This is a genomic window from Acinetobacter sp. ANC 4169 (genome assembly GCF_002135355.1).
Classification (GTDB): Bacteria; Pseudomonadota; Gammaproteobacteria; order Pseudomonadales; family Moraxellaceae; genus Acinetobacter.
Genome location: NZ_NEGE01000011.1, coordinates 118960 through 140280, shown reverse-complemented (window position 1 = coordinate 140280; position 21321 = coordinate 118960). Strand labels below are relative to the sequence as shown.

Genomic DNA, 21321 nt, shown 5'->3' with positions numbered 1-21321 from the left:
ATTGTTCACATTCTTATAAATGATGAACTAAAACATGAAAATACAGTTTTCAGCATTGATGTTGGCAATGCTTTCAGTGGGATTGGTGGCCTGTAATGATAGTCAGGATCAGACGCAGGTGACTGTACCGCCGGTCGTCGAAGAAATTACACCCGGAAGTATTGAATTAGTCAAAATTGGTCGTTATGAATCAGGCATCTTTGGTGCAAGTGCGGCAGAAATTCCGGCCTATGATGCGCAAAGTCAGCGTTTATTTGTGGTGAATGCCAAAGAAGGCGTGGTGGATGTTTTGGACTTTAAACAGCCGAACGAACCGAAATATATTCAGTCTTTGGATGCGAAAAAATACTTGGCCAATTCGGAAGTCAACAGCGTAGCCGTGCATAACGGCATTGTGGCTTTGGCAGTTCAGGCACAGGATAAAACGCAACCCGGTATCGTGGCATTCTTTAAAGCGCAGGATTTAAGTTTTATCAGTCAAGTGCCGGTGGGTGCCTTGCCGGATATGTTGACTTTTAGCGCCGATGGTCAGAAAGTTCTGGTGGCGAATGAAGGTGAGCCGAATGAAGGCTATGCGATAGATCCTGAAGGTTCTGTGAGTATTATTAATGTCAAAGACATCACCAAGCCAACAGTAAAATCAGCCAATTTTCAGGCATGGAATAGCCAGAAACAAAGTCTGCTGAATGCAGGCGTAAGAATTTTTGGCCCTGCCACCGAGCATTATGCAGATATTGCCAGCAAAGGTTTGCAAACCACGAGTGTGGCACAAGATTTAGAGCCTGAATATATTGCAGTGAGTCCAGATGGCAAAACTGCATGGGTGAGCTTGCAGGAAAATAATGCCATTGCGGTTTTAGATTTGCTCAAAGATGAATTTGTGGATATTTTCCCAATGGGGAGTAAAGATCATGGCTTGCCTGAAAATGCTTTGGATGCTGGCGACCGAGACTGTCTGGTGGGTGCGACAGACAGCCAGGGGCAGTTAATAGCGAGCTGTGCCAAAGATGCCGGCATGATCAACATCAAGTCATGGCCTGGACTGTATGGCATGTATATGCCGGATGCGATTGCGCATTATCAAGTGAATGGTAAAAGCTATCTGGTGACTGCCAATGAAGGTGATGCACGTGAATGGCTTAAAGACAAAGTTCAATACTTCACAGGTAATGATTTAACCCAAGGCTATGCTGAAGAAATCCGTGTGAAGCACTTGTTTAAAAACACAGGTTTCGATCTGAAAGGCGATTATGCCGCGCATTTACGTCATTTGGTGCCAGGTGTCAGCGGTGCGAAATTAGATCCAACGGTATTTAAGCCATGTATCACTAGCGAGGCGACCGAGGTCTGTGCAGATAACTTAATTAAAGACTCGCAGATTGGGCGCTTGACCATTAGCTGGACACAAGGTTTCAAACGTGATGCTTTGGGACAACCGCTGCTTGAAAACGGCAAGCTGGTTTATGACAAACTGTATAGCTATGGTGGTCGTTCATTCAGTATTGTCGATCCTGAAAGTCGCCAAATTGTCTGGGACTCTGGCAGTGAGTTTGAACGTAAAATTGCGGAATTGTTCCCGAATCAATTTAATAGCAACCACGAAGCCTTTAAATTTGATGACCGTAGTGACAATAAAGGACCGGAGCCTGAAGGCATAACAATTGGCCAAATTGGTAAAAAGACGTTTGCATTTATTGGACTGGAGCGTGCCAGCGGTATAATGGTGTATGACATTAGCCAACCGCAGCAAGCCAAATTTGTACAGTATTTTAATGACCGGGACCTTCGTCAAACCGATATTACCAAACAGGGAGATTTGGGCCTGGAAGGTCTAATTTTCATTGCTGCAAAAGACTCGCCGAATGGTCAGCCTTTGTTGGTTGTGGGGAATGAAGTGAGTGGTTCGACTGCAATTTATCAAGTTCATTTAAAATAAAAATAATGTAATTTAAAAAAGCACTCAGGTGCTTTTTTTACGACTTGCGTTCAATCTTGTCATGGTTATGTCATAATCTTGCCCACTTTCCAGCATCGCTGGATAGGTCTTTTAATAGGTGAAAAAGGTTTTGTTTTTATGACAATTGAAATTTTGATGATTGTAGGCTTTTGCTTGGCCGCTTATTCAATTGTCGGAAATGATGTACCCCAGACCTTGGGCACCTTTATTTCATCCAATGCCCATCGTCCCTGGTGGGTACTCTGGCTGTATACCAGCAGTATTTTAACGGTGGTGTTGCTGTATGGCTGGTGGACTTCCGGGGTAGGCGATGCCTCCTATGGCCGTCTGGAAACCATTCCCTTTCCTGAGTCTGGCATTACCTGGCTGTATATTGTTCCGCCCATCTTGCTGATTCTTTTAACCAAGTATGGCATTCCGGTCAGTACCACATTTTTAGTCCTGACCATTTTTTCACCGAGCAGCTTAGGGTCAATGCTGACCAAATCCATGATGGGCTACGCCGTGGCCTTTGTGGTTGCCATCATTGTCTATCGCTTTGTGATTAAAGGTATTTCAGTTTATTTCAGTAAAACCCGAGACCATAAACCTTCGCATATCTGGATTGGCTTGCAGTGGGTATCTACCGCATTTTTGTGGAGCCAATGGCTGATTCAGGATCTGGCCAATATTTTTGTCTATGTCCCGCGTCAGGTCCCGCTGGAGTTTTTAATCTTTGCGATTCTGGTGTTTATCATTCTGCTAGGCATGATTTTTTACCAGCGTGGTGGGGCAATCCAGAAAATTATCGATACCAAAACCGGTGTGGCCGATATTCGTTCTGCAACCATCATTGATTTTATTTATGCCTTGATTTTATTGGTATTCAAAGAATGGAGCAATATTCCAATGAGTACCACCTGGGTATTCCTGGGGCTGCTTGCAGGTCGTGAATTTGCCATGTCGATGCATCTGGCGGAAGTCAATAAATACCGCACTTCACGCAACGTCAGTAAAGATGCCATGAAGCTGATGGTCGGTTTAATCATGAGTATTGTATTAGCCAGCACCTTGCCATGGTTATATAAATTGATTTCAGGCTAATTGCAGTCTGAACTGAAAAAGCGAGCCTAGAGCTCGCTACTGTCCCATAATTTAAATTTTATTTTAGTACTGAATCACCATGATGATTTGTTATCTTTAAATATTTGATATTTATATTTTTCACAGCCTTGTCTTTTCTTTAAAAGTTTAAATGGCTTTGTGTAGGCTAAACCCTACTTTTGACAGACCAAAATGAGAACTCAAAATATATTTTGAGTTCGCAAGAAAAGTCTTTATTCCCCATACACGACATCCTGAGCTAGTTTTAAGCACTGCTTTAAAACGCAGCGCAAGGATGGAGAATGTGTGGCATCCCTGCCACACTCGCGAATCTGACACATGGACTTTAACTATGGGACAGCAGTGGCCTAGAGCTCGCTTTTTTGTATTGAGGCATAGGCTTAAATGGCAAAGTGTTTCGGTGCACCCAGATTTTTAATGGCATTGAGAATCTGGTCGGCATGATTGCAGATAATCAGTTTGGCCCGATGCTGAGGCGGTAAAAAGCCTTCAGTAACAGCATGATCCAGCTGGCTAATCAGGGCATCATAAAAGCCATTCACGTTATACAGCATCATGGGTTTCTGGTGCTGATTCAACTGTCCCCAGGTGGCAATTTCCAGAATTTCTTCAAAGGTACCCAAGCCACCCGGCAGTGCAACAAAAGCACTGGCACGCTCGGCCATCATGGCTTTGCGTTCATGCATGCTCTGTACAATGTGTAACTCGGTCAGCTGGTGATGTGCGATTTCATAATCCAGCATAAATTCAGGAATCACCCCGACCGTTTCACCGCCACGCTGTCTGACTGCATCTGCCACTTGTCCCATAAGGCCAATACTTGCGCCGCCATAGACCATGCCGAAGCCCAAGTCTGCCAGCGCCTGAGCCAAAGCGATGGCTTTTTCCTGATAAATGGGCTTATTGCCTGAACGTGAACCACAGTAAAGCGCAATTAAAGGTTGAGTTGTTTTGGGAGTGGGATTGTTATGTTTGGGAGTCATTTTTAATACACTGTTCATCATTATATTTTTTACCATAGCATTTTATTTTTTCAGTCTCTAGCTTAAGCGCCAAATATGACACGGCGGGGTCAGGGGCAAAACAGTTTTGCAAAAAATTGTTGATATTGGGTGAGTGAAATAACAGCGCAGTATGGAAAAAAGGATGAATTTCTACCTCATCTTGCTATACTAAAAATCTGTTTTCCAACAAATGAATCAACATGGGTAGTGGTTGTCCTCGCTCTGAACACTTCAATGCTTCCGCAAAAAATATACAGAATGCTGTTCATCGCATATTCAGCGATTTTAATATGAACTTTCTAAAATCAGTCCGTCATCATCCTGCACAGGAGAGCATCCAATGATCTTTGAGTGGATGTCAGATCCATCAGCATGGATTGGCTTGGCAACTTTAGTGGTTTTAGAAATTGTGCTGGGTATCGACAATCTGGTTTTTATTGCGATTTTGGCGGAAAAACTGCCGCCAGAACAGCGCAATGCAGGCCGTATAGTCGGCTTAATCATGGCTTTGTGTATGCGGTTGATTTTACTTGCATCCATTGCCTGGGTGGTGACCTTAACCCAGCCACTGTTCCATGTTTTAGATCATCCTTTTTCCGGTCGTGACCTGATTCTGCTGTTTGGTGGTGTATTCCTTTTATTTAAAGGCACCATGGAATTGCATGAGCGCATAGAAGGCGTTCAGCCGCAAAAAGACGACAATCCTGTGCATGCAGCGTTCTGGATGGTGATTGTTCAGATTGTCGTGCTTGATGCAGTATTCTCTCTGGATAGCGTGATTACTGCAGTGGGCATGGTCAAAGACTTGTCGGTGATGATGATTGCGGTGGTGATTGCCGTTGGTATCATGCTGTGGGCATCGAAACCGCTGATGGATTTCGTCAACAAGCATCCAACCGTGGTGATCCTATGCCTCGGCTTCTTGATGATGATTGGTTTCTCCTTGATTGTAGAAGGGTTCGGTTTCCATATTCCTAAAGGCTATCTATACGCCGCGATTGGTTTCTCGGTGGTGGTGGAATTTATTAACCAGACCATGCGCCGTAATCAGGAAAAGATGGTGACTACGACAGACTTGCGTTACCGTACCGCTTCTGCAGTGATGCGCATGCTCGGGGGCAAGTCAGAATCGCAAAATAATGAAGTTGAAGATGTGCTGGCGACCCGTGCCTTTGCCGATGAAGTCTTTAATGAAGACAACGGGGTTTATCACAGCGTGATGGTGCAAGGGGTACTTGGACTGTCGGAGCGGCCAGTGAAATCGGTGATGACACCGCGTCCGGAACTGGAATGGATTGATCTGGATGAAGATGATGCTTCCATTAAAGAACAGTTATTAAGCACCACCCATTCGCGTTTGATTGTGGCGCATGGCGAACTGGACAATATTGCCGGTGTGGTGCTGACCCATAAAGTCATGAACGATTATATCGAAACAGGAAAGCTGAATTTTGAAGGTCATTTACGCGAACCAGTGATTGTGCATGAAAATGCCCAGGTGTTGATGGTGATGGAGCAGTTACGCCAGGCGCCATTACAAATAGCAATTGTATTGAATGAATATGGTTCAATTGAAGGAATTGCCACACCGATTGATGTACTTGAAGCCATTGCCGGTGAATTCCCGGATGAAGACGAGTTTGAAACGGCTGCCGAAAGTCTGGAAGATGGGACTTTAATCCTGGAAGGTTCGACCGATATTCGCCATGTGTCCTTGCTTTTAGGTTGTGATTTGGTGGATGAATCTGAGCAGTATTCAACGCTTTCCGGTTATATTCTATTCCATTTGGGGCGTTTGCCGGAAAGTGGCGCCAAGCTGGAAGCAGACAACTATATCTTCGAGGTTGTCACCATGGAGGGCCATAAAATTGATAAGGTCCATATTATTCCGCTCAATCAAGACGCGACTGAAGATTAACTTTATCCTGCGCAACGAGCTTTAAACAGCAAGATTGAATTAAAATAGCCCGCATAGTCGTAATGCTGATCAGTTAAGGAGTTTCGAAATAGACTTTTTAGCTTTTTAGCAGTTCACCACGGAGTCTTACCTTTTTAAATCAAAGTCTTGTAGCTCATTTGTTACTTTGGTTTTGCCCAAAGTAACCAAAGGCATATGTCATCCGCAAAACTCGTCAGCCACTATCAACTAGCAAATTTATCGCAGAAACAATCATTTTTTAATCTTGCGGTGCAATGCACCTCATGCCTCAAACAGTTGCGGATGACTTTTCCACATATCAACTACAGTCATGAATTTAAAAAAGAAAATACCAGTTAATTTCTTAACTGACTGGCATTACCGCATAGTCGGGCTTTTTTATTGCTCATTTAAATGGAAAAAAATTGATGTCAGAAACACAGTGTCCATGTGGTCGAGGCGATTACGCCAGCTGTTGCCAAACTCTGCATTTGGGGCAGGCCCAAGCGCAAAGTGCAGAACAGTTGATGCGTTCGCGTTATAGTGCCTTTGCCAAGCATGAAATTGACTACATTGTTAAAACCACCGCATTAGGTCAGCAACAGGCGCTGGATGTTGCAGCCATTGCCGACTGGAGTAAAGCCAACCAGTGGCTCAAGCTTGAAGTGGTCCAGGCACAGGAAAAACTGGATAAGCACCATGCCCAAGTCGAATTTAAGGCCCATTATCATGATGGCAAACAGGCTCAAGTGCATCATGAAATTTCACATTTTGTGAAGCATGAAGGCGCATGGTATTTTCTTGATCCGACCACAGATTTGAACATCACCATGAAACAGCCCTGTATTTGTGGTTCAGGGAAAAAATTTAAACAATGTTGTGCGCAATTTTTGTAACTTTCATCTAGATTTGCCTTAGAATAGCGCGCATCGATAACCCTCATTGGAAGCAGGGCAATGTTGCTATTGGTCATTTATATTATTGCAATTACGGCTGAAGCTATGACAGGCGCACTGTCGGCAGGTCGGCGTAGTATGGATTGGTTTGGTGTAACGCTGATCGCCTGTGTGACTGCACTGGGCGGTGGCTCTGTCCGCGATGTGCTGCTGGGACATTATCCGCTGACCTGGGTCAAGCATCCCGAATATCTGGTGCTCACCTGTGCGGCTGCCTTTGTCACCATCCTGATCGCCAAATGGATGCGCCATTTACGTTCAATCTTCTTGATTCTCGATGCCTTGGGGTTGATTGGTTTTACTATCATTGGCTGTCAGATTGCCTTGCAAATGGGGCATGGTTTTGTGGTTTCTGCGGTAGCCGGGGTGTTAACTGGAGTATCCGGCGGTATTCTGCGTGATATTCTGTGTAACGACGTGCCTTTGGTATTCCGCCGTGAACTGTATGCCAGTATTTCCTTTGTTTCCGTGATTTGTTATTGGATTTGTCAAGATATTGGCTTCTCGCTGGAAGTCACGGTTATTTCGACCTTAATCTTCGGTTTCTCTTTGCGCTGCATCGCCATCTATTTTGGTCTGGAAATGCCGAAATTTATCTATAAAGATGACGATGACCAGTCCGCATCTTCCAAAGATGCTTCATAAAATGACCGTAACAGGATGAATGACTGACGAAATAAGCGGTCATCATCTGTAAATTGGCGTATAAAAATCAATACAACTATAAATCCTGTTGGGAAAGCAGCATCTATTCTTTCACCAAATCAGAGCTCTTGTTATGGATTTAGTCTCACGCATACAACGCTTACCGATTGGTAAGTTTCACTATACCTTGCTATGGGTGATCGGTCTGGGCTGGATGTTTGATGCCATGGATACCGGATTGATTTCCTTTATTCTGGCCAAAATGGCCGAAGACTGGGCCATGACCCCGGATGATAAAAGCTGGGTGGTTTCCATCGGTTTTATCGGCATGGCGATTGGTGCGGTGTGTTCAGGCGGCCTTGCGGATCGTTGGGGACGTAAAACGGTCTTTGCCTCAACCCTGGTGGTTTATAGTCTGGCCACTGCTGCCTGTGCTTTTGCGCCGAACCTGACCTGGTTACTGGTGTTCCGTTTCATTGTCGGACTTGGACTGGGTGGTCAGTTACCTGTGGCCGTGACGCTGGTGAGTGAATATATTCCTGCCCATGTCCGCGGGCGCTTTATTGTGTTGCTGGAAAGTTTCTGGGGTTTGGGCTGGCTGGTTGCAGCACTGGTTTCGCGTTTTATTATTCCTGATTTTGGCTGGCATGCCGCTTTCCTGATTGGCGGGATTCCTGCGCTGTACGCAATCGTGATCTGGAAAATGGTTCCGGAATCGGTTCCGTACTTAATTAACCGTGGTCGTTTTGAAGAAGCCCATGCCTTGGTGAAAAAAATTGAAGCCAAATGTGGTGTGGAAGTGATTGAAATCTTTCAGGTCAAACCGGTGGCTGAAAAGCATGACATTAGCTTCTCTCAGCTTTGGTCAGGCATTTTTGCCCGTCGTACCCTGATGCTATGGCTGATCTGGTTTGGTATCGTATTTTCCTACTACGGTATTTTTACCTGGCTACCAAGTTTGCTGGTCAAAGAAGGCTATACCATCGTGCAGTCTTTTGAATATGTGCTGGTGATGATTTTAGCGCAGCTTCCCGGTTATTTAGTAGCAGCTTGGCTCGTTGAAAAGTTAGGTCGTAAGGCTACGCTTGCAGGCTTTATTGGGATGTGTGCACTGTCTGCCTACTTCTTTGGTCAATCGGACAATGTGACCCAGATTGTGGTATGGGGCTGTTTGATGTCCTTCTTTAATCTGGGTGCTTGGGGCGTGCTATATACCTATACGCCAGAACAGTATCCCGCCAATATCCGTGCTTTCGGTTCAGGTTGGGCCGGAGCGATTGGTCGTATTGGCGGTATTTTTGCACCCTTTGCGGTGACCCATATGATGGTGCTCGATCATGGTTTTAGCTATGTGTTTATGATGTTTACTGCGGTTTTAATTGCCGTGGCACTGATCATTCTGGTGTTGGGTGAAGAAACCAAAGGCAAAACCCTAGAGTCGATTGGTTTATAAAATTGCTGATTTTTTAGTTGATTGACCCTTATAAAATGGATATTTTTAGTCCATAAGACACAATTTGTCGCAGAGTGTGGGTTACTGCCCTTGTGTAGTCTGCACCTGCGACTTAGCATAACAACGTAGATACAAAAACGAATTATTTAGGATTTCACGCTTTTATGACCAGCCTTGTGCATCATGCGACAGAAAATCGTTCCGTAGCCGAATTTACTGAACAAGCTTACCTTAACTATGCCATGTACGTGATTATGGACCGTGCATTGCCGCATATCAGTGACGGTTTAAAACCGGTACAGCGTCGTATTGTCTTCGCGATGAGTGAACTGGGCTTAAAGCATAGCGGCAAGCCAAAAAAATCTGCCCGTACCGTGGGTGATGTACTCGGTAAGTACCATCCGCATGGTGACTCTGCCTGTTATGAAGCCATGGTGCTGATGGCACAGCCATTCAGTTATCGTTATCCTTTTATTGAAGGGCAAGGGAACTGGGGTTCACCGGATGATCCGAAATCCTTTGCAGCGATGCGTTATACCGAAGCCAAACTGTCGCAATACAGTGAAGTGTTGTTGTCTGAACTTGGGCAGGGCACCTGCGACTGGCAAGACAACTTCGATGGTTCCATGAAAGAGCCGGTGAATTTACCTGCACGTGTACCGAATATTTTATTGAACGGCACCACCGGGATTGCAGTCGGCATGGCCACCGATATTCCACCGCATAACTTGCGCGAAGTGGTCAAAGGCACCATCGCCCTGATTCGCAATCCGAATCTGTCCGATGAAAAAGTGGCTGAATATATTCCAGCGCCCGACTTGCCAACCAAAGCAGAAATTATTACTTCACCTGAAGAATTGCTCAAAATACAAACTACAGGTCGTGGCAGTTACCGTACCCGTGCGGTCTATAAAATAGAAAGAAATGAAATCGTGATTACCGACTTGCCGTATCAGGTGTCGGGTTCCAAAGTCATTACCCAGATTGCCGATCAGATGCAGGCAAAAAAATTGCCATTGGTCAGTGACCTGCGGGATGAATCGGATCATCAGAATCCAACCCGTCTGGTGATTGTGTTGCGTTCCAACCGCATTGATGCCGAAGCGGTGATGAGCCATCTATTTGCAACGACTGATCTGGAGTCTAGCTATCGCGTCAATATGAACATGATTGGTGCTGATGGTCGTCCACAAGTGAAATCGATTCGTCGTATTTTGCTGGAATGGATCGAGATTCGTAAGAATACTGTGACTCGCCGTCTGCAATATCATTTAAATAAAATTGAAAAACGCCTGCATATTCTTGCAGGTTTAATCATTGCCTATTTAAACATTGATGAAGTGATTCGTATTATCCGTGAAGAAGATCAGCCTAAACCAGTATTGATGTCGCACTTTAATATTGATGAAATTCAGGCCGAAGCCATTTTAGAACTCAAGTTACGTCATTTGGCCAAGCTTGAAGAAATGGAAATGCGCCGTGAACAGGAAGAACTGGAAGCACGCGCTGCCATTATTCGTGAACAGCTGGCCAATCCTGAATCTTTAAAAAATCTGATTATCACTGAACTGAAAGACGATGCGAAAAAGTTTGGCGATGACCGACGTTCGCCAATCGTGATACGTGCAGACGCTCAGGCGATCAATGAACAGGACATGTTACCGGCCGATCCTGTGACTGTAGTATTGTCTGAAGCCGGCTGGATTCGTTCAGCCAAAGGCCATGAGGTCGATGCTGAAAATCTGAATTTCCGTGCCGGCGATCAATACTTAAGTCATGCGCAAGGTAAATCTAATCAACGGGTCTATGTACTGGACGATAGCGGTCGAAGTTATGCGCTGGCCATTAACAGTCTGCCATCGGCACGTGGCTTGGGCGAACCTTTAAGTTCCAAACTCTCACCTGCCAGCGGCGTCGGGTTTATTCAAATCTTTATTGCTGAAGATGACACTGAAATTTTGGCCTTAAGTTCCAAAGGTTATGGTTTTAAAACCCAGGCGAAACAGCTGGATACCAATGCCAAAGCCGGTAAATCCTTCCTGACTGTGCCTGAAGATGCTAAAGCGATGCCACTGCAGGCAATAGAACAGGCGACCCATGTAGCCTTGCTTAGTTCAGCAGGGCGTATGCTGGTGGTCGATTTGTCAGAATTACCAAGCCTGAATAAGGGTAAAGGTAATAAATTGATACAACTCGAAACAAAAGATCAAATTGTATCCATGACAATGCTTAATTTAGATGAAATAATTCAAGTGGTTGCTGGACAGCAACAATTAAAACTAAAAGGCGATGATCTTCAGAAATATATGGGTAAGCGAGGCAGTAAAGGTCAACTCTTACCACGAGGATATCAAAAAGCAAATAAACTGTTCATTCAAAGATAAAACTAGCATCCCGGATATGAAATAGGCTATATATGGTGTAATTCGTGCAAATGGATGCTTTGTTGAACATTACAAAAGGAAAAAACCAGGTTCAACAAAGAAAAAAACACTTTGAATACTAAGGATTAAGATTGGAGAGATAGGCATTATGGAAAAGATTTGGTTCGCTGAATACCAAAAGACAGGGATTCCGGAAACTGTAGAGTTACCTGCTGAAAATACCTCATTAGTTGATGTATTCGAACGCAATTTCCAAAAATTTGGCTCACGTGACGCCTTTATTTTTATGGATAAAGTTCTCACTTTTAATGAGTTGGAAGAAGCAAGTCGTAAATTTGCAACATATTTACAAAGTTTAGGTTTGGAAAAAGGTACACGTGTGGCTGTAATGATGCCAAACGTGCTTCAATATCCTGTCGTGGCATTGGGTATCTTCCGTGCTGGTCTAATACTGGTTAACGTAAATCCGCTTTATACTTCTCGTGAACTTGAGCATCAATTAAATGACTCAGGTTCGGAAGTACTGGTTATTGTTGAAAACTTTGCAACAGTTTATCAGGCTATTATTGGTAAAACTCCTGTGAAGCACGTTGTCGTCGCTTCTGTGGGCGATATGCTAGGTGCCTTAAAAGGTACACTGGTGAATTTTGTGTTACGTTCAGTACGTAAGCAAATCCCAGCCTGGAATATTCCAGGACATATCCGTTTTAACGCAGCAATGGCTAAAGTGAGCGCAAGCAACTATAAACGTCCTAGCCTCACGCTCAGTGATACAGCGGTACTTCAATATACCGGTGGTACTACAGGTGTTTCTAAAGGTGCTGAACTGACCCATCGTAACCTGGTTGCGAACATGTTGCAGTGTGACGGTATTTTCCAAAGTAAATTTGGTGCTCAAGATGGGCAACCGGATGACCGTATTTTCTGTGCCTTACCGCTTTATCACATCTTTGCATTCATGGTGTGTGCGTTGTACGGCATGTATAAAGGTCAAGCCAACGTGCTTATTCCAAACCCGCGTGACCTACCTGCGGTAATGAAAGAACTGCGTAAATACCAGCCGTCATTCTTCCCGGCAGTGAATACCTTGTTTAATGCATTGGTAAACAATGAAGAATTTAAACAGCTTGATCATAGCAAACTGAAAATGGCTATGGGTGGTGGTATGGCGGTATTGCCTTCTACTGCTGAAGCATGGAAGAGAGTTACCGGTACCAATATCATTGAAGGTTACGGTTTATCTGAAACTTCACCTGTTGCAACAGCGAATCCACCGCAATCAACTGAATTCAGCGGTACCATCGGTATTCCATTGCCACTGACTGAAGTTGCTATTCTGGATGATGATGGCAATGAAGTTGCATTGGGTGAGCAAGGCGAAATCTCGATTCGTGGTCCACAAGTCATGAAAGGCTACTGGAACCGTCCAGATGAAACTGAAAAAGTGATGATCCATGGTTTCTTCCGTACCGGCGATATCGGTGTAATGGATTCTCGCGGTTATATCAAGATTGTCGATCGTAAGAAAGACATGATCTTGGTGTCTGGCTTTAACGTTTATCCTTCAGAAATTGAAGAAGTCATTTCTAAGCATCCGAAAGTATTGGAAGTTGCTGCGATTGGTGTACCTGATGAAAAATCAGGTGAAGTGCCTAAACTGTTTGTTGTGAAAAAAGATCCATCACTGACAACTGAAGAAGTGCTTGCCTTCGCTAAAGAAAACTTAACCGGTTATAAACGTCCTCGTTATGTTGAATTTATGGATGAATTACCGAAGTCCAACGTAGGCAAAATCTTGCGTAAAGACTTGCGTAAAACTGCATAAATGCTGCAATAAAAAAAGCGCCGTGATCGGCGCTTTTTTTATTTGGGCCTTAATCTTTTAACAGCCATCGATCAATATAGGGACGTGCTATGCCAAAAATACCGACAAAGGTAAACATGGTGCCAAATTGACGGCTAAAGCCGGGTAAATACAAGCTACCATAGCTGAAATAGTTGTCGATGAGGCAATAGACCAAAATACCGAATAACCAATACCATAAAGGTTGTCGTTTAATGGCGACCATCCACAAAGCTACAATTAAAATAATCAGGGTACCCAGCATAGACCAGGCATTCATATTGGCACAAATTGTAGCAACCAAGAATGCAACAATCGGCAATACGACTTTGAGTACACGATCCACTTTACGTTGATGTTGGCGTTGCTTTTCGAGTACATCAAACATTTTGTCTTGATCAGGATTGACCATGATGGATCCTTATTGCTGATTTATAAAAACACTATAATTTACAAAAAATATTGTGAAAACGCCATGCTATGATAGGCAGCATAAAATTTTAATGAGAAAAATGAGATGCAAAGCATTAGCGGAATAATCTATCTCATCTTAATTGCATGTTTATTGCCCTATGTTTTTACCACTATTGCAAAAAAAACAGCAGGTTTTAAAGCACGAGACAACCAGAATCCGCGTGAATTTTTGGCCAAAACCACAGGTTTAGCAGCACGTGCCCATGCGGTACAACAAAACAGTTTTGAAAGTTTACCTTTATTTATTGCTTCCATTTTAATGGCAGAATATATGGTGGTTTCTCAAAACATCATTATGACTTTTGGTGTGGCATATATTTTACTCCGTATTTTCTACGGAATCTGTTATTTAGCCAATTGGGCCACTTTGCGTTCCATTATCTGGATCTTGTCCTTGCTTTGCCCGATTTGCTTGTTGCTTTTGGTCATTAAATTAACCACCTGAGCTGCAAAATGTGGAAATACATATTTTCACTCAGCAGATGTATAATCGAAAAGTTATTTAATACGCAAAAACCGTTATAATCATTGCGGTTTTAAAAAGATTTAACTTGTTAAAGAGTGATGCTATGAGCTACAGCAATATCCCAGCGGGTAAAGATGCACCAAACGACATCTATGTAATTATTGAAATTCCTGCAAATGCAGCACCAATCAAATACGAAATCGACAAAGATTCTGATGCATTATTTGTAGACCGTTTCATGGGTACTGCAATGTTCTACCCAGCAAACTATGGTTATGTACCAAATACACTATCTCTTGATGGTGACCCATTAGACGTATTGGTTGTAACTCCACACCCGGTTGAACCAGGTTCAGTAATCCGTTGCCGTCCAGTGGGCAAATTGAACATGGAAGATGATGGTGGTATTGACGCGAAACTGGTTGCAGTTCCACACGAAAAATTGACACCGATCTACAAAGATGTTCAGGAGTACACTGATCTTCCTCCGTTGTTGATTAGCCAAATCGAACACTTCTTCCAACACTACAAAGACTTAGAGCCAGGAAAATGGGTTAAGTTAAGTGGTTGGGAAGGTGCTGATGTTGCAAAACAAGAAGTGCTTAGCTCAATCGAAGCTTACAAAAATGCATAATTGATTTTTGGTTTTTAGCTTTTATTTTTAAAATCTAAAAACAAAAAAAACCTGCACAATGTGCAGGTTTTTTTATCTCTTGAACTTACTGTGAATTAAAATAATTTCACAGGAATATCAAGGAAGATACGCCATTCATTGGTATCACCGATGTAACCAGCTTGGTAAGCATTGCTTGCACGGTAGTAAGAGTTACGTACACGCAAGCTTGCATCTTTGGCAAAACCACTTTGAACAGTGTATTTCACTTGGTTAAAGAATTCGCGCTCTTTAGCGTGATCACTGATGATAGTTCCTTTATTATCAGTTGCTTTGATATCCCAACCATAAACATAAGCAGTAGTCCAGTTCAAGCCAGCTAAGCCTTGGTTTTTGAAGTTATAGCTGTATTGAAGCTGTACAGATTTTTCATCGTTGCCGATAAAGTCTGAAAGGTATGAGTTTGGCATATAGATGGATTGGTAACCATCACCATTGCCACTGTAGTCATAACCCACGTTGCCAGAGTTTTGTTGATAAGCCAACATTAGGTTGTGTACATCTTTATTGTATGTACCTGACACAGCAAAAATAGTGTTATGGGTATTTTGTGTAGATGGATCTGCTACTGTTGCTGAATATGTCGTGCCCGGCTCAAATTCAGTGTGGTAGCCGCTGAAGTCATAAGTGAATGAACTGTCATTTGCCAAAGCTTGTTTATAGTTCACATTTGCATAGTGACGTTCTAATTTATCTTTAATGTCTACACCGTAGTATGCAGTATTTAAAGCATCATTCACTTTATATTTTGCGCCCCAAACCACGGCACGGTCTAATTTTTCGCTATCAGTGTTAATTTGATCGGAATATTGGTTTTTGGTGAATTTACCCGCAATAACTTCCAGATTTTCAATTTCATGGCTTGTTGCAAGTACACCAGTGAAATATTCAGGAACCATACGGCCAGTATTACTTGCCAGTACAGGAATATCTAATACTTGAGTACCGTACTCAACAGTCGTGTTTGAAACACGTGCTTTAACACTGGCACCGCCACGAGCCCAATGATCGTATGCAGAACCATCTGCATGCTTAGGAATCATGCCGTTATTTGCATTTTTGTTTTCGCCCAGTTTAAACGAAGCATCACCTACAGCATTTACACCAAAACCGACTACACCCTGTGTAAAACCAGACTCGAGTTTGACAATAGCCGATTGTGCAGCAGAACTTTGATCTTTCTTGCCAGGCGCTTTTTTATCGCGGTTGATATAGCCGGTGCGGAACAATACAGAACCTTCAGCATCTTCAACAAAGCCTTTAGCTTCGCTTTGTTCGCTGGCATAGGCAGTAGAAATCAAAGCAGCTTGAATTAAAACTGCTAAAGTAAGTTTTTGTACGTTTTGCATTGGGAGGTGGCCTTATACAAAATGGGAGATAGAAATTGAAGGAATTGTATACGGAATGTATCGCAAAAAAATCATTTTTTAATACATTTTATTTAATTAAAGTTATGCATTCTTTGAATATAATTTTATACCTTTTAGTCTATAAAAATATTAAAAAGTTTCTATTTGTTAAAATTATTTTACAAAACAATAATATATTTAAAATATAAATAACCTGTTTTGTAATTTTAACCATTCATAGGAAGCTGAAGTTCATCATTTATACTTAATTTTATGAAATCTTCCTGCTTTAGACTTTAGTCTAATGTGGATTAAAAGCACTGATTTATGGATATTCAGCCGAGGAGTGAATGCACAATCAGCAATTTTTTTTTAAATTCATATCTATTGAAATTTCATCTAATTTTTTCAATATAAAAATCTATTTTAATTCAGTATGAAGCTGACTTATTGATTATTAGTTACATAAAAGTACGCCAGAGCAATTTAAAAAAATTGACCAAAAAGTATAAAAAAGTTTTAAAATCCGCAGCCAAATTCATCGTTGAACAGAATCTTTAAGCGATTCTATACGGGGTAGTAATGCTGCAAATATCACATAAAATTTCATTAACTTGTTTGCTTGCAATCAGCACAATGTCTGTATTTGCTGAGGAAAATATACCTTCACAAACAGCAGGCGAGCTAAGTGGTAGTTTTGCAGTGGTCAATAAATATATTTACCGCGGTGGTGTGGAAAACGATGATGTCACTTTACAAGCTGGGCTTGAGTACGCACATAACAGCGGAATAACCTTGGGATATTGGGGGTCAACACTCGGTTATGATCCTTCTGATGATGATAAAGATCATGGCTTTGAACATGATTTTTATGTCGCGTATGGTAAGGAGCTGAATCAGGACTGGAGCTATAAGCTTCAAGGGACTGCTTATTACTATCAAAATGGCGGTACGGTATATGGTGACAACGGTGATAAACGTAAAACTACTGCATTCGATGTATTGGGTGAACTGGCTTATAAAGATTTAACTTTAGGTGCGGCGGTGATGCTTAGCGATGCTTCTTTTGCCAATGCCGGAGATGTGTATTTAAGTGCAGCTTATAGTTATGCTTTAGCGCAAAATTTTATGCTAAATACTTCGGTAGGTGCATCTCTTTATAATAGTAGTCGTGATGACAGCATCATTGAAACGAAAAACGATGTTGCTTTCAATGAAGCGCGCATTGGCCTAAGCAAAGCAATTGCCAATACTGGTGCAACAGCATCCTTAGATTATGTCTTTGGGGGCAAGGATCGTTTTGATACAGATTTTGATGATCAGCTGGTTTTGGGATTGAATTTTAATTTTTAAGTTCTTCACTGGCTATAAAATTCTTTAAAGTGCACAATTTGCTTTAAAATTGTGCACTTTTTTCATGCATAACGAAGAAAACTGGTGAAAAAATAGCCTTAAAAAGAGGCATGATGTAAGTAAATATGAATCTTGCTCTAAAGATGAAGTGAGTTTTAATACTGAGCAAACTGGCTATCGCATCGAATAAACGATATTTAAGATAAATTTATGATAATTAATTAAAATTTAATAAAAACAGTATGATAGGTGTATTTATTGTTTATTTTAGAGGCATTGTAGAAATCTGATTTTGCTTTTGGCATAGCAATTGCTATTTCCTCATTGAGTTTATCGAAATAACCAAAAAAACCGTCGTAGTACGATGTGGGGGAAGCAAACAATGAAATTAACTTTAAAAGCATTATCTTTAGCTGTAGTTGCAACAGCATCTACCTTCACTTTTGCAGATGAAACACCTGCATCACCATTAGGCTTGTCTGTGAGTGGCACTGCAGCACTAACCTCAGATTATCGTTATCGTGGTATGACGCAAACCTTTAATGATCCAGCCGTACAAGCAGGTTTTGTATTGTCACATGAGTCAGGTGTATATGCGGGTGTATGGGGTTCAAATGTAGATTTTGGTGGTACAGCCCACATTGAGCTTGATCCTTACATCGGTTTTGCAACGACTTTAGATAACTTTGCCAATAAACCGTTATTAGATGTAGGTTTATGGTACTACGCTTATCCAAGTGAAAGTGACTTAAACTGGTTGGAATTATACGGTAAATTGACATTTAATGACGTATTGGTAGAAGGTGCAAGTCTATTAACGGCGGTTAACTATACTAATGATTTCTTGGGTTTAGATACTGATGCATGGTACCTAAATGCAACTTATTCTGTACCTTTTGGTGCAACTGGTTTTGGCGGTGTTGCTGCACTGGGTTATACGCTGGCGGATGATTATGACTTTGGCAGTGGTGATGACAGCTATTTCGACTGGAAAGCGGGTGTGACTTATTCATTTGCTTCTGTTGATGGCCTAACTGCTGAATTGGCTGCGATAGGTACGGATATTGATCCTGATAGTCGTGGGGTAGAAACGGGTGCGGTATTTACCTTAACCAAAGCATTTTAATTTCAAATGATTAAATAACCTCCAAAGCCAAGCTTTGGAGGTTTTTTTATGGAGATAATTTAGGGGCTTCTGATATTTCGTTCCTTGTTCTAAAAAAATAAAAGCAATGTCTTTATTTTTGCTCATGTGGCAGAAAATGCGGGATGATAGCTGACATAAGCTTGAGGTATATCTCCCTGAAAAGCCAAAGCCTGAAAATATTGAGCCGGAACATGCTCCAAGATGAGTTCAGGAACTGCCTTGAAACCAAATTGGGTATAGAAATCCGGATCACCTAAAACCACACAGCCTTTGGCTGAATGAGCTTTCAATTGGCTTAATCCGGATTGGATGAGCGCTGAACCTATACCTTGCAGTTGCCATTCTGGTAAAACAGCGACCGGCCCTAAGCCATACCAGCCTTGCACACCTGAAGAAATTTTTACGGGTGAAATAGCGATATGCCCCACTATGTGCTGATTTAAAACAGCGACCAAAGAAATGCTCAGTGCATTGGCTTTGCGCAGGGCAGTGACAATGAATTGTTCGTTATGACTGGAGTATTGCTGCTTTTGAAATGCCTGTTCAATCACATGGCTAATTGCCGCATCATCAGCAGGATTTTCACTACGAATCAGTAAATTATGCATCTTAAATTAGCCCTGTTGTGCCCGATAAGACAAAGCTTCGGTTAAATGCTGGCTTTGAATCTCGGCATGTTGCGATAAATCGGCAATGCTTCGCGCGACACGTAATACCCGATGATAGGCCCGGGCAGACAAATTCAAGCGTTGCTGTGCCATTTCCATAATTTTCTGAGCCTGCGCATCGAGGCAGGCAAACTGTTCAAGCTGTTGAGGCGTTAAAGCATGGTTCAGGCATTGTTGTCGTTGTATCTGCTGTTCATAGGCTTGAATCACCCGTTCGCGAACCGTATGTGAATTTTCAACTGGCGATGTATCTTGTAATTCGTGTGCCTGTAAAGGCGGCACATCAATATGCAGGTCAATCCGGTCCAGTAGCGGCCCTGAAATGCGATTTTGATAACGTTTAATCGCATCTGCAGAACATTGACAGCGAATATCCTGATTGAAAGCATAGCCACAAGGACAGGGATTCATTGCGGCAATCAGTTGAAAGTTGGCCGGAAAGGTAATCTGTCTGGAGGCACGTGAAATCACAATTTCTTTAGATTCCAGTGGTTGCCTTAATACTTCCAGAACTTTACGATCAAATTCGGGCAGCTCATCTAAAAATAATACGCCCAAATGTGCCAGGGTAATTTCGCCCGGTTTAGGATGTGAGCCACCTCCCACCAGGGCAATTGCGGAAGCGGTATGATGCGGCGCACGAAAAGGACGCTGCCCAAAGGGATGTGAACTGTTGGCAACCGAATAAATGCTGGCGACTTCTAAATTTTCTTGCATATCCAAGGGTGGCAAAATACTGGCCAAGCGAGATGCTAGTAGGGTTTTCCCGGTGCCGGGTGGTCCTTTAAACAGCAGTGAATGTCCACCTGCTGCGGCAATTTCCAAAGCACGTCGTGGACGGAGTTGACCTTTGACATCGGCTAAATCAAATTTGTACTGATTGATTTGGTTGCTGCTATGCGCTTGATATTGTTGAATCGGGTGCTGGCTAGATAAATGTTCACATACATCTTTGAGATGATGGGCGGCAAATACTTCAAAATTGGGCAATTGCGAGGCATCTTGAGCATTTTGCTGCGGCAAGAAAAGATGATGTCCGGACTGCTGGCAGGCAATGGCGATACTCAAAATACCGGTGATGGGTCGAAGCTGACCATCCAGGGCGAGTTCACCAATAAATTCCAGATGATCTGTCACATTTTCAGGCAGTTGTCCCGAAGCGATTAAAATGCCCAAAGCAATGGGCAAATCCAGACGCGAACCATCTTTGGGCAAATCTGCAGGCGCTAAATTGATGGTGAGACGTTTGGTAGGAAATTGAAAACCACTATTGATAATGGCAGAACGGACCCGGTCTTTACTTTCACGAACTGCCGCTTCGGCAAGTCCGACAATGGTTAAAGAAGGCAAGCCCTGACTGACATGCACTTCGACCTCTATTAGCGGGGCATGAAGTCCAAGCAGACCTCGAGTATAAATCTTGGCAAAAGACATTTATTATTGTTCCATTGTAGTGCGTTATTTTTAATCGTTTTTGGTCTTTTTATGCACTGAAAAGGTGCTTATTTATTGTTCTTTATTTTAATTTCTAAGGCTTCAACTTGTTTAAGCAGTTCATTTAATCGTAAATTGGCAGTATTGAGGGCAGTACGTTGTCGCTCGATTTCATCTCTAGACACCAGATCCATCTTGCTGACTGCTTCATTCAGTAAGGCACGTAAATTATGTTCAACATCCTTTTTCGGTTGATCGAGTTGTTCCATGATGGCTTGTAATAGGGTTTCAATCATTGCAGTGTCCATATAGTGATGGAGAAGTGGCGCTAGTGTAGCATTGCTCAAACCTAGACCATAGTCCCATGCGACCGGATATAACTTTATCCGATATGTAAAATCGTTAATTTTATAGTAAAAATGTCTACTTTTTGGAATTCAGACTACATCTAAAAGTATAAAATAGGTTATAAAGAAAACTCGTGTCGAAAGTT

The 21321-nt window shown here is 42.5% G+C and carries 18 protein-coding genes; 12 read left to right on the top strand and 6 right to left on the bottom strand.

The features are described 5' to 3' along the window. Positions 1 to 34 precede the first annotated feature (34 nt). Together B9T26_RS10100 and B9T26_RS10095 are read left to right on the top strand one after the other, a co-directional pair. Positions 35 to 1936 (top strand): choice-of-anchor I family protein, encoded by a 1902-nt coding sequence (locus B9T26_RS10100; RefSeq protein WP_086199567.1) that lies wholly within the window; start codon positions 35 to 37, stop codon positions 1934 to 1936. A gap of 138 nt (positions 1937 to 2074) precedes the next feature. Beyond that, a complete protein-coding gene (locus B9T26_RS10095; protein WP_086199566.1) occupies positions 2075 to 3040 on the top strand; it encodes a hypothetical protein in 966 nt (321 codons plus the stop codon). Positions 3041 to 3441: 401 nt separating this feature from the next. Here the strand turns inward: B9T26_RS10095 and B9T26_RS10090 are convergent, their stop codons facing one another. Further along, positions 3442 to 4062, bottom strand: a complete 621-nt coding sequence (locus B9T26_RS10090; RefSeq protein ID WP_086199585.1) for a TIGR00730 family Rossman fold protein — start codon at positions 4060 to 4062, stop codon at positions 3442 to 3444. Between the two features lie 343 nt (positions 4063 to 4405). Between B9T26_RS10090 and B9T26_RS10085 the strand changes: the two genes are divergently transcribed. The 6 genes from B9T26_RS10085 to B9T26_RS10060 all read left to right on the top strand — a co-directional run bounded on the left by B9T26_RS10085 (position 4406) and on the right by B9T26_RS10060 (position 13246). Further along, positions 4406 to 5983, top strand: a complete 1578-nt coding sequence (locus B9T26_RS10085; protein WP_086199565.1) for a TerC family protein — start codon at positions 4406 to 4408, stop codon at positions 5981 to 5983. A 428-nt stretch (positions 5984 to 6411) separates the two neighbouring features. Next, positions 6412 to 6879, top strand: a complete 468-nt coding sequence (locus B9T26_RS10080; RefSeq protein WP_086199564.1) for a YchJ family protein — start codon at positions 6412 to 6414, stop codon at positions 6877 to 6879. 60 nt (positions 6880 to 6939) lie between these two features. Beyond that, a complete protein-coding gene (locus tag B9T26_RS10075; protein WP_086199563.1) occupies positions 6940 to 7584 on the top strand; it encodes a trimeric intracellular cation channel family protein in 645 nt (214 codons plus the stop codon). Positions 7585 to 7717: 133 nt separating this feature from the next. Further along, positions 7718 to 9037 (top strand): MFS transporter, encoded by a 1320-nt coding sequence (locus B9T26_RS10070; protein ID WP_086199562.1) that lies wholly within the window; start codon positions 7718 to 7720, stop codon positions 9035 to 9037. A 164-nt stretch (positions 9038 to 9201) separates the two neighbouring features. Then, positions 9202 to 11421 (top strand): DNA topoisomerase IV subunit A, encoded by a 2220-nt coding sequence (parC, locus tag B9T26_RS10065; protein WP_086199561.1) that lies wholly within the window; start codon positions 9202 to 9204, stop codon positions 11419 to 11421. Between the two features lie 148 nt (positions 11422 to 11569). Beyond that, positions 11570 to 13246 (top strand): AMP-binding protein, encoded by a 1677-nt coding sequence (locus tag B9T26_RS10060; protein ID WP_086199560.1) that lies wholly within the window; start codon positions 11570 to 11572, stop codon positions 13244 to 13246. Between the two features lie 49 nt (positions 13247 to 13295). Here B9T26_RS10060 and B9T26_RS10055 read toward each other — a convergent pair whose 3' ends face one another. Then, complete coding sequence (locus B9T26_RS10055; protein ID WP_086199559.1) at positions 13296 to 13676, bottom strand: hypothetical protein; 381 nt, start codon at positions 13674 to 13676, stop codon at positions 13296 to 13298. A gap of 105 nt (positions 13677 to 13781) precedes the next feature. On the opposite strand from B9T26_RS10055, the gene B9T26_RS10050 reads away from it, so the two are divergent. Further along, positions 13782 to 14183 (top strand): MAPEG family protein, encoded by a 402-nt coding sequence (locus tag B9T26_RS10050; protein WP_086174166.1) that lies wholly within the window; start codon positions 13782 to 13784, stop codon positions 14181 to 14183. A 124-nt stretch (positions 14184 to 14307) separates the two neighbouring features. Next, positions 14308 to 14838 carry an inorganic diphosphatase gene (gene ppa / locus B9T26_RS10045; RefSeq protein ID WP_086174165.1) on the top strand — a complete coding sequence of 177 codons (531 nt, stop codon included), beginning with the start codon at positions 14308 to 14310 and terminating at the stop codon, positions 14836 to 14838. A 95-nt stretch (positions 14839 to 14933) separates the two neighbouring features. Here ppa and B9T26_RS10040 read toward each other — a convergent pair whose 3' ends face one another. Next, complete coding sequence (locus tag B9T26_RS10040; protein WP_086199558.1) at positions 14934 to 16226, bottom strand: OprD family outer membrane porin; 1293 nt, start codon at positions 16224 to 16226, stop codon at positions 14934 to 14936. Between the two features lie 582 nt (positions 16227 to 16808). Here B9T26_RS10040 and B9T26_RS10035 point away from each other — a divergent pair. Together B9T26_RS10035 and B9T26_RS10030 are read left to right on the top strand one after the other, a co-directional pair. Continuing rightward, positions 16809 to 17579 (top strand): TorF family putative porin, encoded by a 771-nt coding sequence (locus B9T26_RS10035; protein ID WP_086199557.1) that lies wholly within the window; start codon positions 16809 to 16811, stop codon positions 17577 to 17579. Positions 17580 to 17961: 382 nt separating this feature from the next. Further along, positions 17962 to 18705, top strand: coding sequence for a TorF family putative porin (locus B9T26_RS10030; RefSeq protein WP_086199556.1), 744 nt, complete (start codon positions 17962 to 17964; stop codon positions 18703 to 18705). Positions 18706 to 18827: 122 nt separating this feature from the next. Here B9T26_RS10030 and B9T26_RS10025 read toward each other — a convergent pair whose 3' ends face one another. From B9T26_RS10025 to B9T26_RS10015, 3 genes are all read right to left on the bottom strand, one after another. Beyond that, complete coding sequence (locus B9T26_RS10025; RefSeq protein ID WP_086199555.1) at positions 18828 to 19334, bottom strand: GNAT family N-acetyltransferase; 507 nt, start codon at positions 19332 to 19334, stop codon at positions 18828 to 18830. A gap of 6 nt (positions 19335 to 19340) precedes the next feature. Further along, on the bottom strand, positions 19341 to 20828 hold the full coding sequence (locus B9T26_RS10020; RefSeq protein ID WP_086199554.1) for a YifB family Mg chelatase-like AAA ATPase: 1488 nt from the start codon (positions 20826 to 20828) through the stop codon (positions 19341 to 19343). A 68-nt stretch (positions 20829 to 20896) separates the two neighbouring features. Continuing rightward, positions 20897 to 21124, bottom strand: coding sequence for an accessory factor UbiK family protein (locus B9T26_RS10015; protein WP_086199553.1), 228 nt, complete (start codon positions 21122 to 21124; stop codon positions 20897 to 20899). Between the last annotated feature and the right edge of the window lie 197 nt (positions 21125 to 21321).

What these genes read in the sequence shown, in the direction of transcription:
- B9T26_RS10100 (WP_086199567.1), top strand. Translation starts at nt 35, where the DNA reads ATGAAAATACAGTTTTCAGCATTGATGTTGGCAATGCTTTCAGTGGGA.
- B9T26_RS10095 (WP_086199566.1), top strand. Translation starts at nt 2,075, where the DNA reads ATGACAATTGAAATTTTGATGATTGTAGGCTTTTGCTTGGCCGCTTAT.
- B9T26_RS10090 (WP_086199585.1), bottom strand. Translation starts at nt 4,062, where the DNA reads ATGAACAGTGTATTAAAAATGACTCCCAAACATAACAATCCCACTCCC.
- B9T26_RS10085 (WP_086199565.1), top strand. Translation starts at nt 4,406, where the DNA reads ATGATCTTTGAGTGGATGTCAGATCCATCAGCATGGATTGGCTTGGCA.
- B9T26_RS10080 (WP_086199564.1), top strand. Translation starts at nt 6,412, where the DNA reads ATGTCAGAAACACAGTGTCCATGTGGTCGAGGCGATTACGCCAGCTGT.
- B9T26_RS10075 (WP_086199563.1), top strand. Translation starts at nt 6,940, where the DNA reads ATGTTGCTATTGGTCATTTATATTATTGCAATTACGGCTGAAGCTATG.
- B9T26_RS10070 (WP_086199562.1), top strand. Translation starts at nt 7,718, where the DNA reads ATGGATTTAGTCTCACGCATACAACGCTTACCGATTGGTAAGTTTCAC.
- parC (WP_086199561.1), top strand. Translation starts at nt 9,202, where the DNA reads ATGACCAGCCTTGTGCATCATGCGACAGAAAATCGTTCCGTAGCCGAA.
- B9T26_RS10060 (WP_086199560.1), top strand. Translation starts at nt 11,570, where the DNA reads ATGGAAAAGATTTGGTTCGCTGAATACCAAAAGACAGGGATTCCGGAA.
- B9T26_RS10055 (WP_086199559.1), bottom strand. Translation starts at nt 13,676, where the DNA reads ATGGTCAATCCTGATCAAGACAAAATGTTTGATGTACTCGAAAAGCAA.
- B9T26_RS10050 (WP_086174166.1), top strand. Translation starts at nt 13,782, where the DNA reads ATGCAAAGCATTAGCGGAATAATCTATCTCATCTTAATTGCATGTTTA.
- ppa (WP_086174165.1), top strand. Translation starts at nt 14,308, where the DNA reads ATGAGCTACAGCAATATCCCAGCGGGTAAAGATGCACCAAACGACATC.
- B9T26_RS10040 (WP_086199558.1), bottom strand. Translation starts at nt 16,226, where the DNA reads ATGCAAAACGTACAAAAACTTACTTTAGCAGTTTTAATTCAAGCTGCT.
- B9T26_RS10035 (WP_086199557.1), top strand. Translation starts at nt 16,809, where the DNA reads ATGCTGCAAATATCACATAAAATTTCATTAACTTGTTTGCTTGCAATC.
- B9T26_RS10030 (WP_086199556.1), top strand. Translation starts at nt 17,962, where the DNA reads ATGAAATTAACTTTAAAAGCATTATCTTTAGCTGTAGTTGCAACAGCA.
- B9T26_RS10025 (WP_086199555.1), bottom strand. Translation starts at nt 19,334, where the DNA reads ATGCATAATTTACTGATTCGTAGTGAAAATCCTGCTGATGATGCGGCA.
- B9T26_RS10020 (WP_086199554.1), bottom strand. Translation starts at nt 20,828, where the DNA reads ATGTCTTTTGCCAAGATTTATACTCGAGGTCTGCTTGGACTTCATGCC.
- B9T26_RS10015 (WP_086199553.1), bottom strand. Translation starts at nt 21,124, where the DNA reads ATGATTGAAACCCTATTACAAGCCATCATGGAACAACTCGATCAACCG.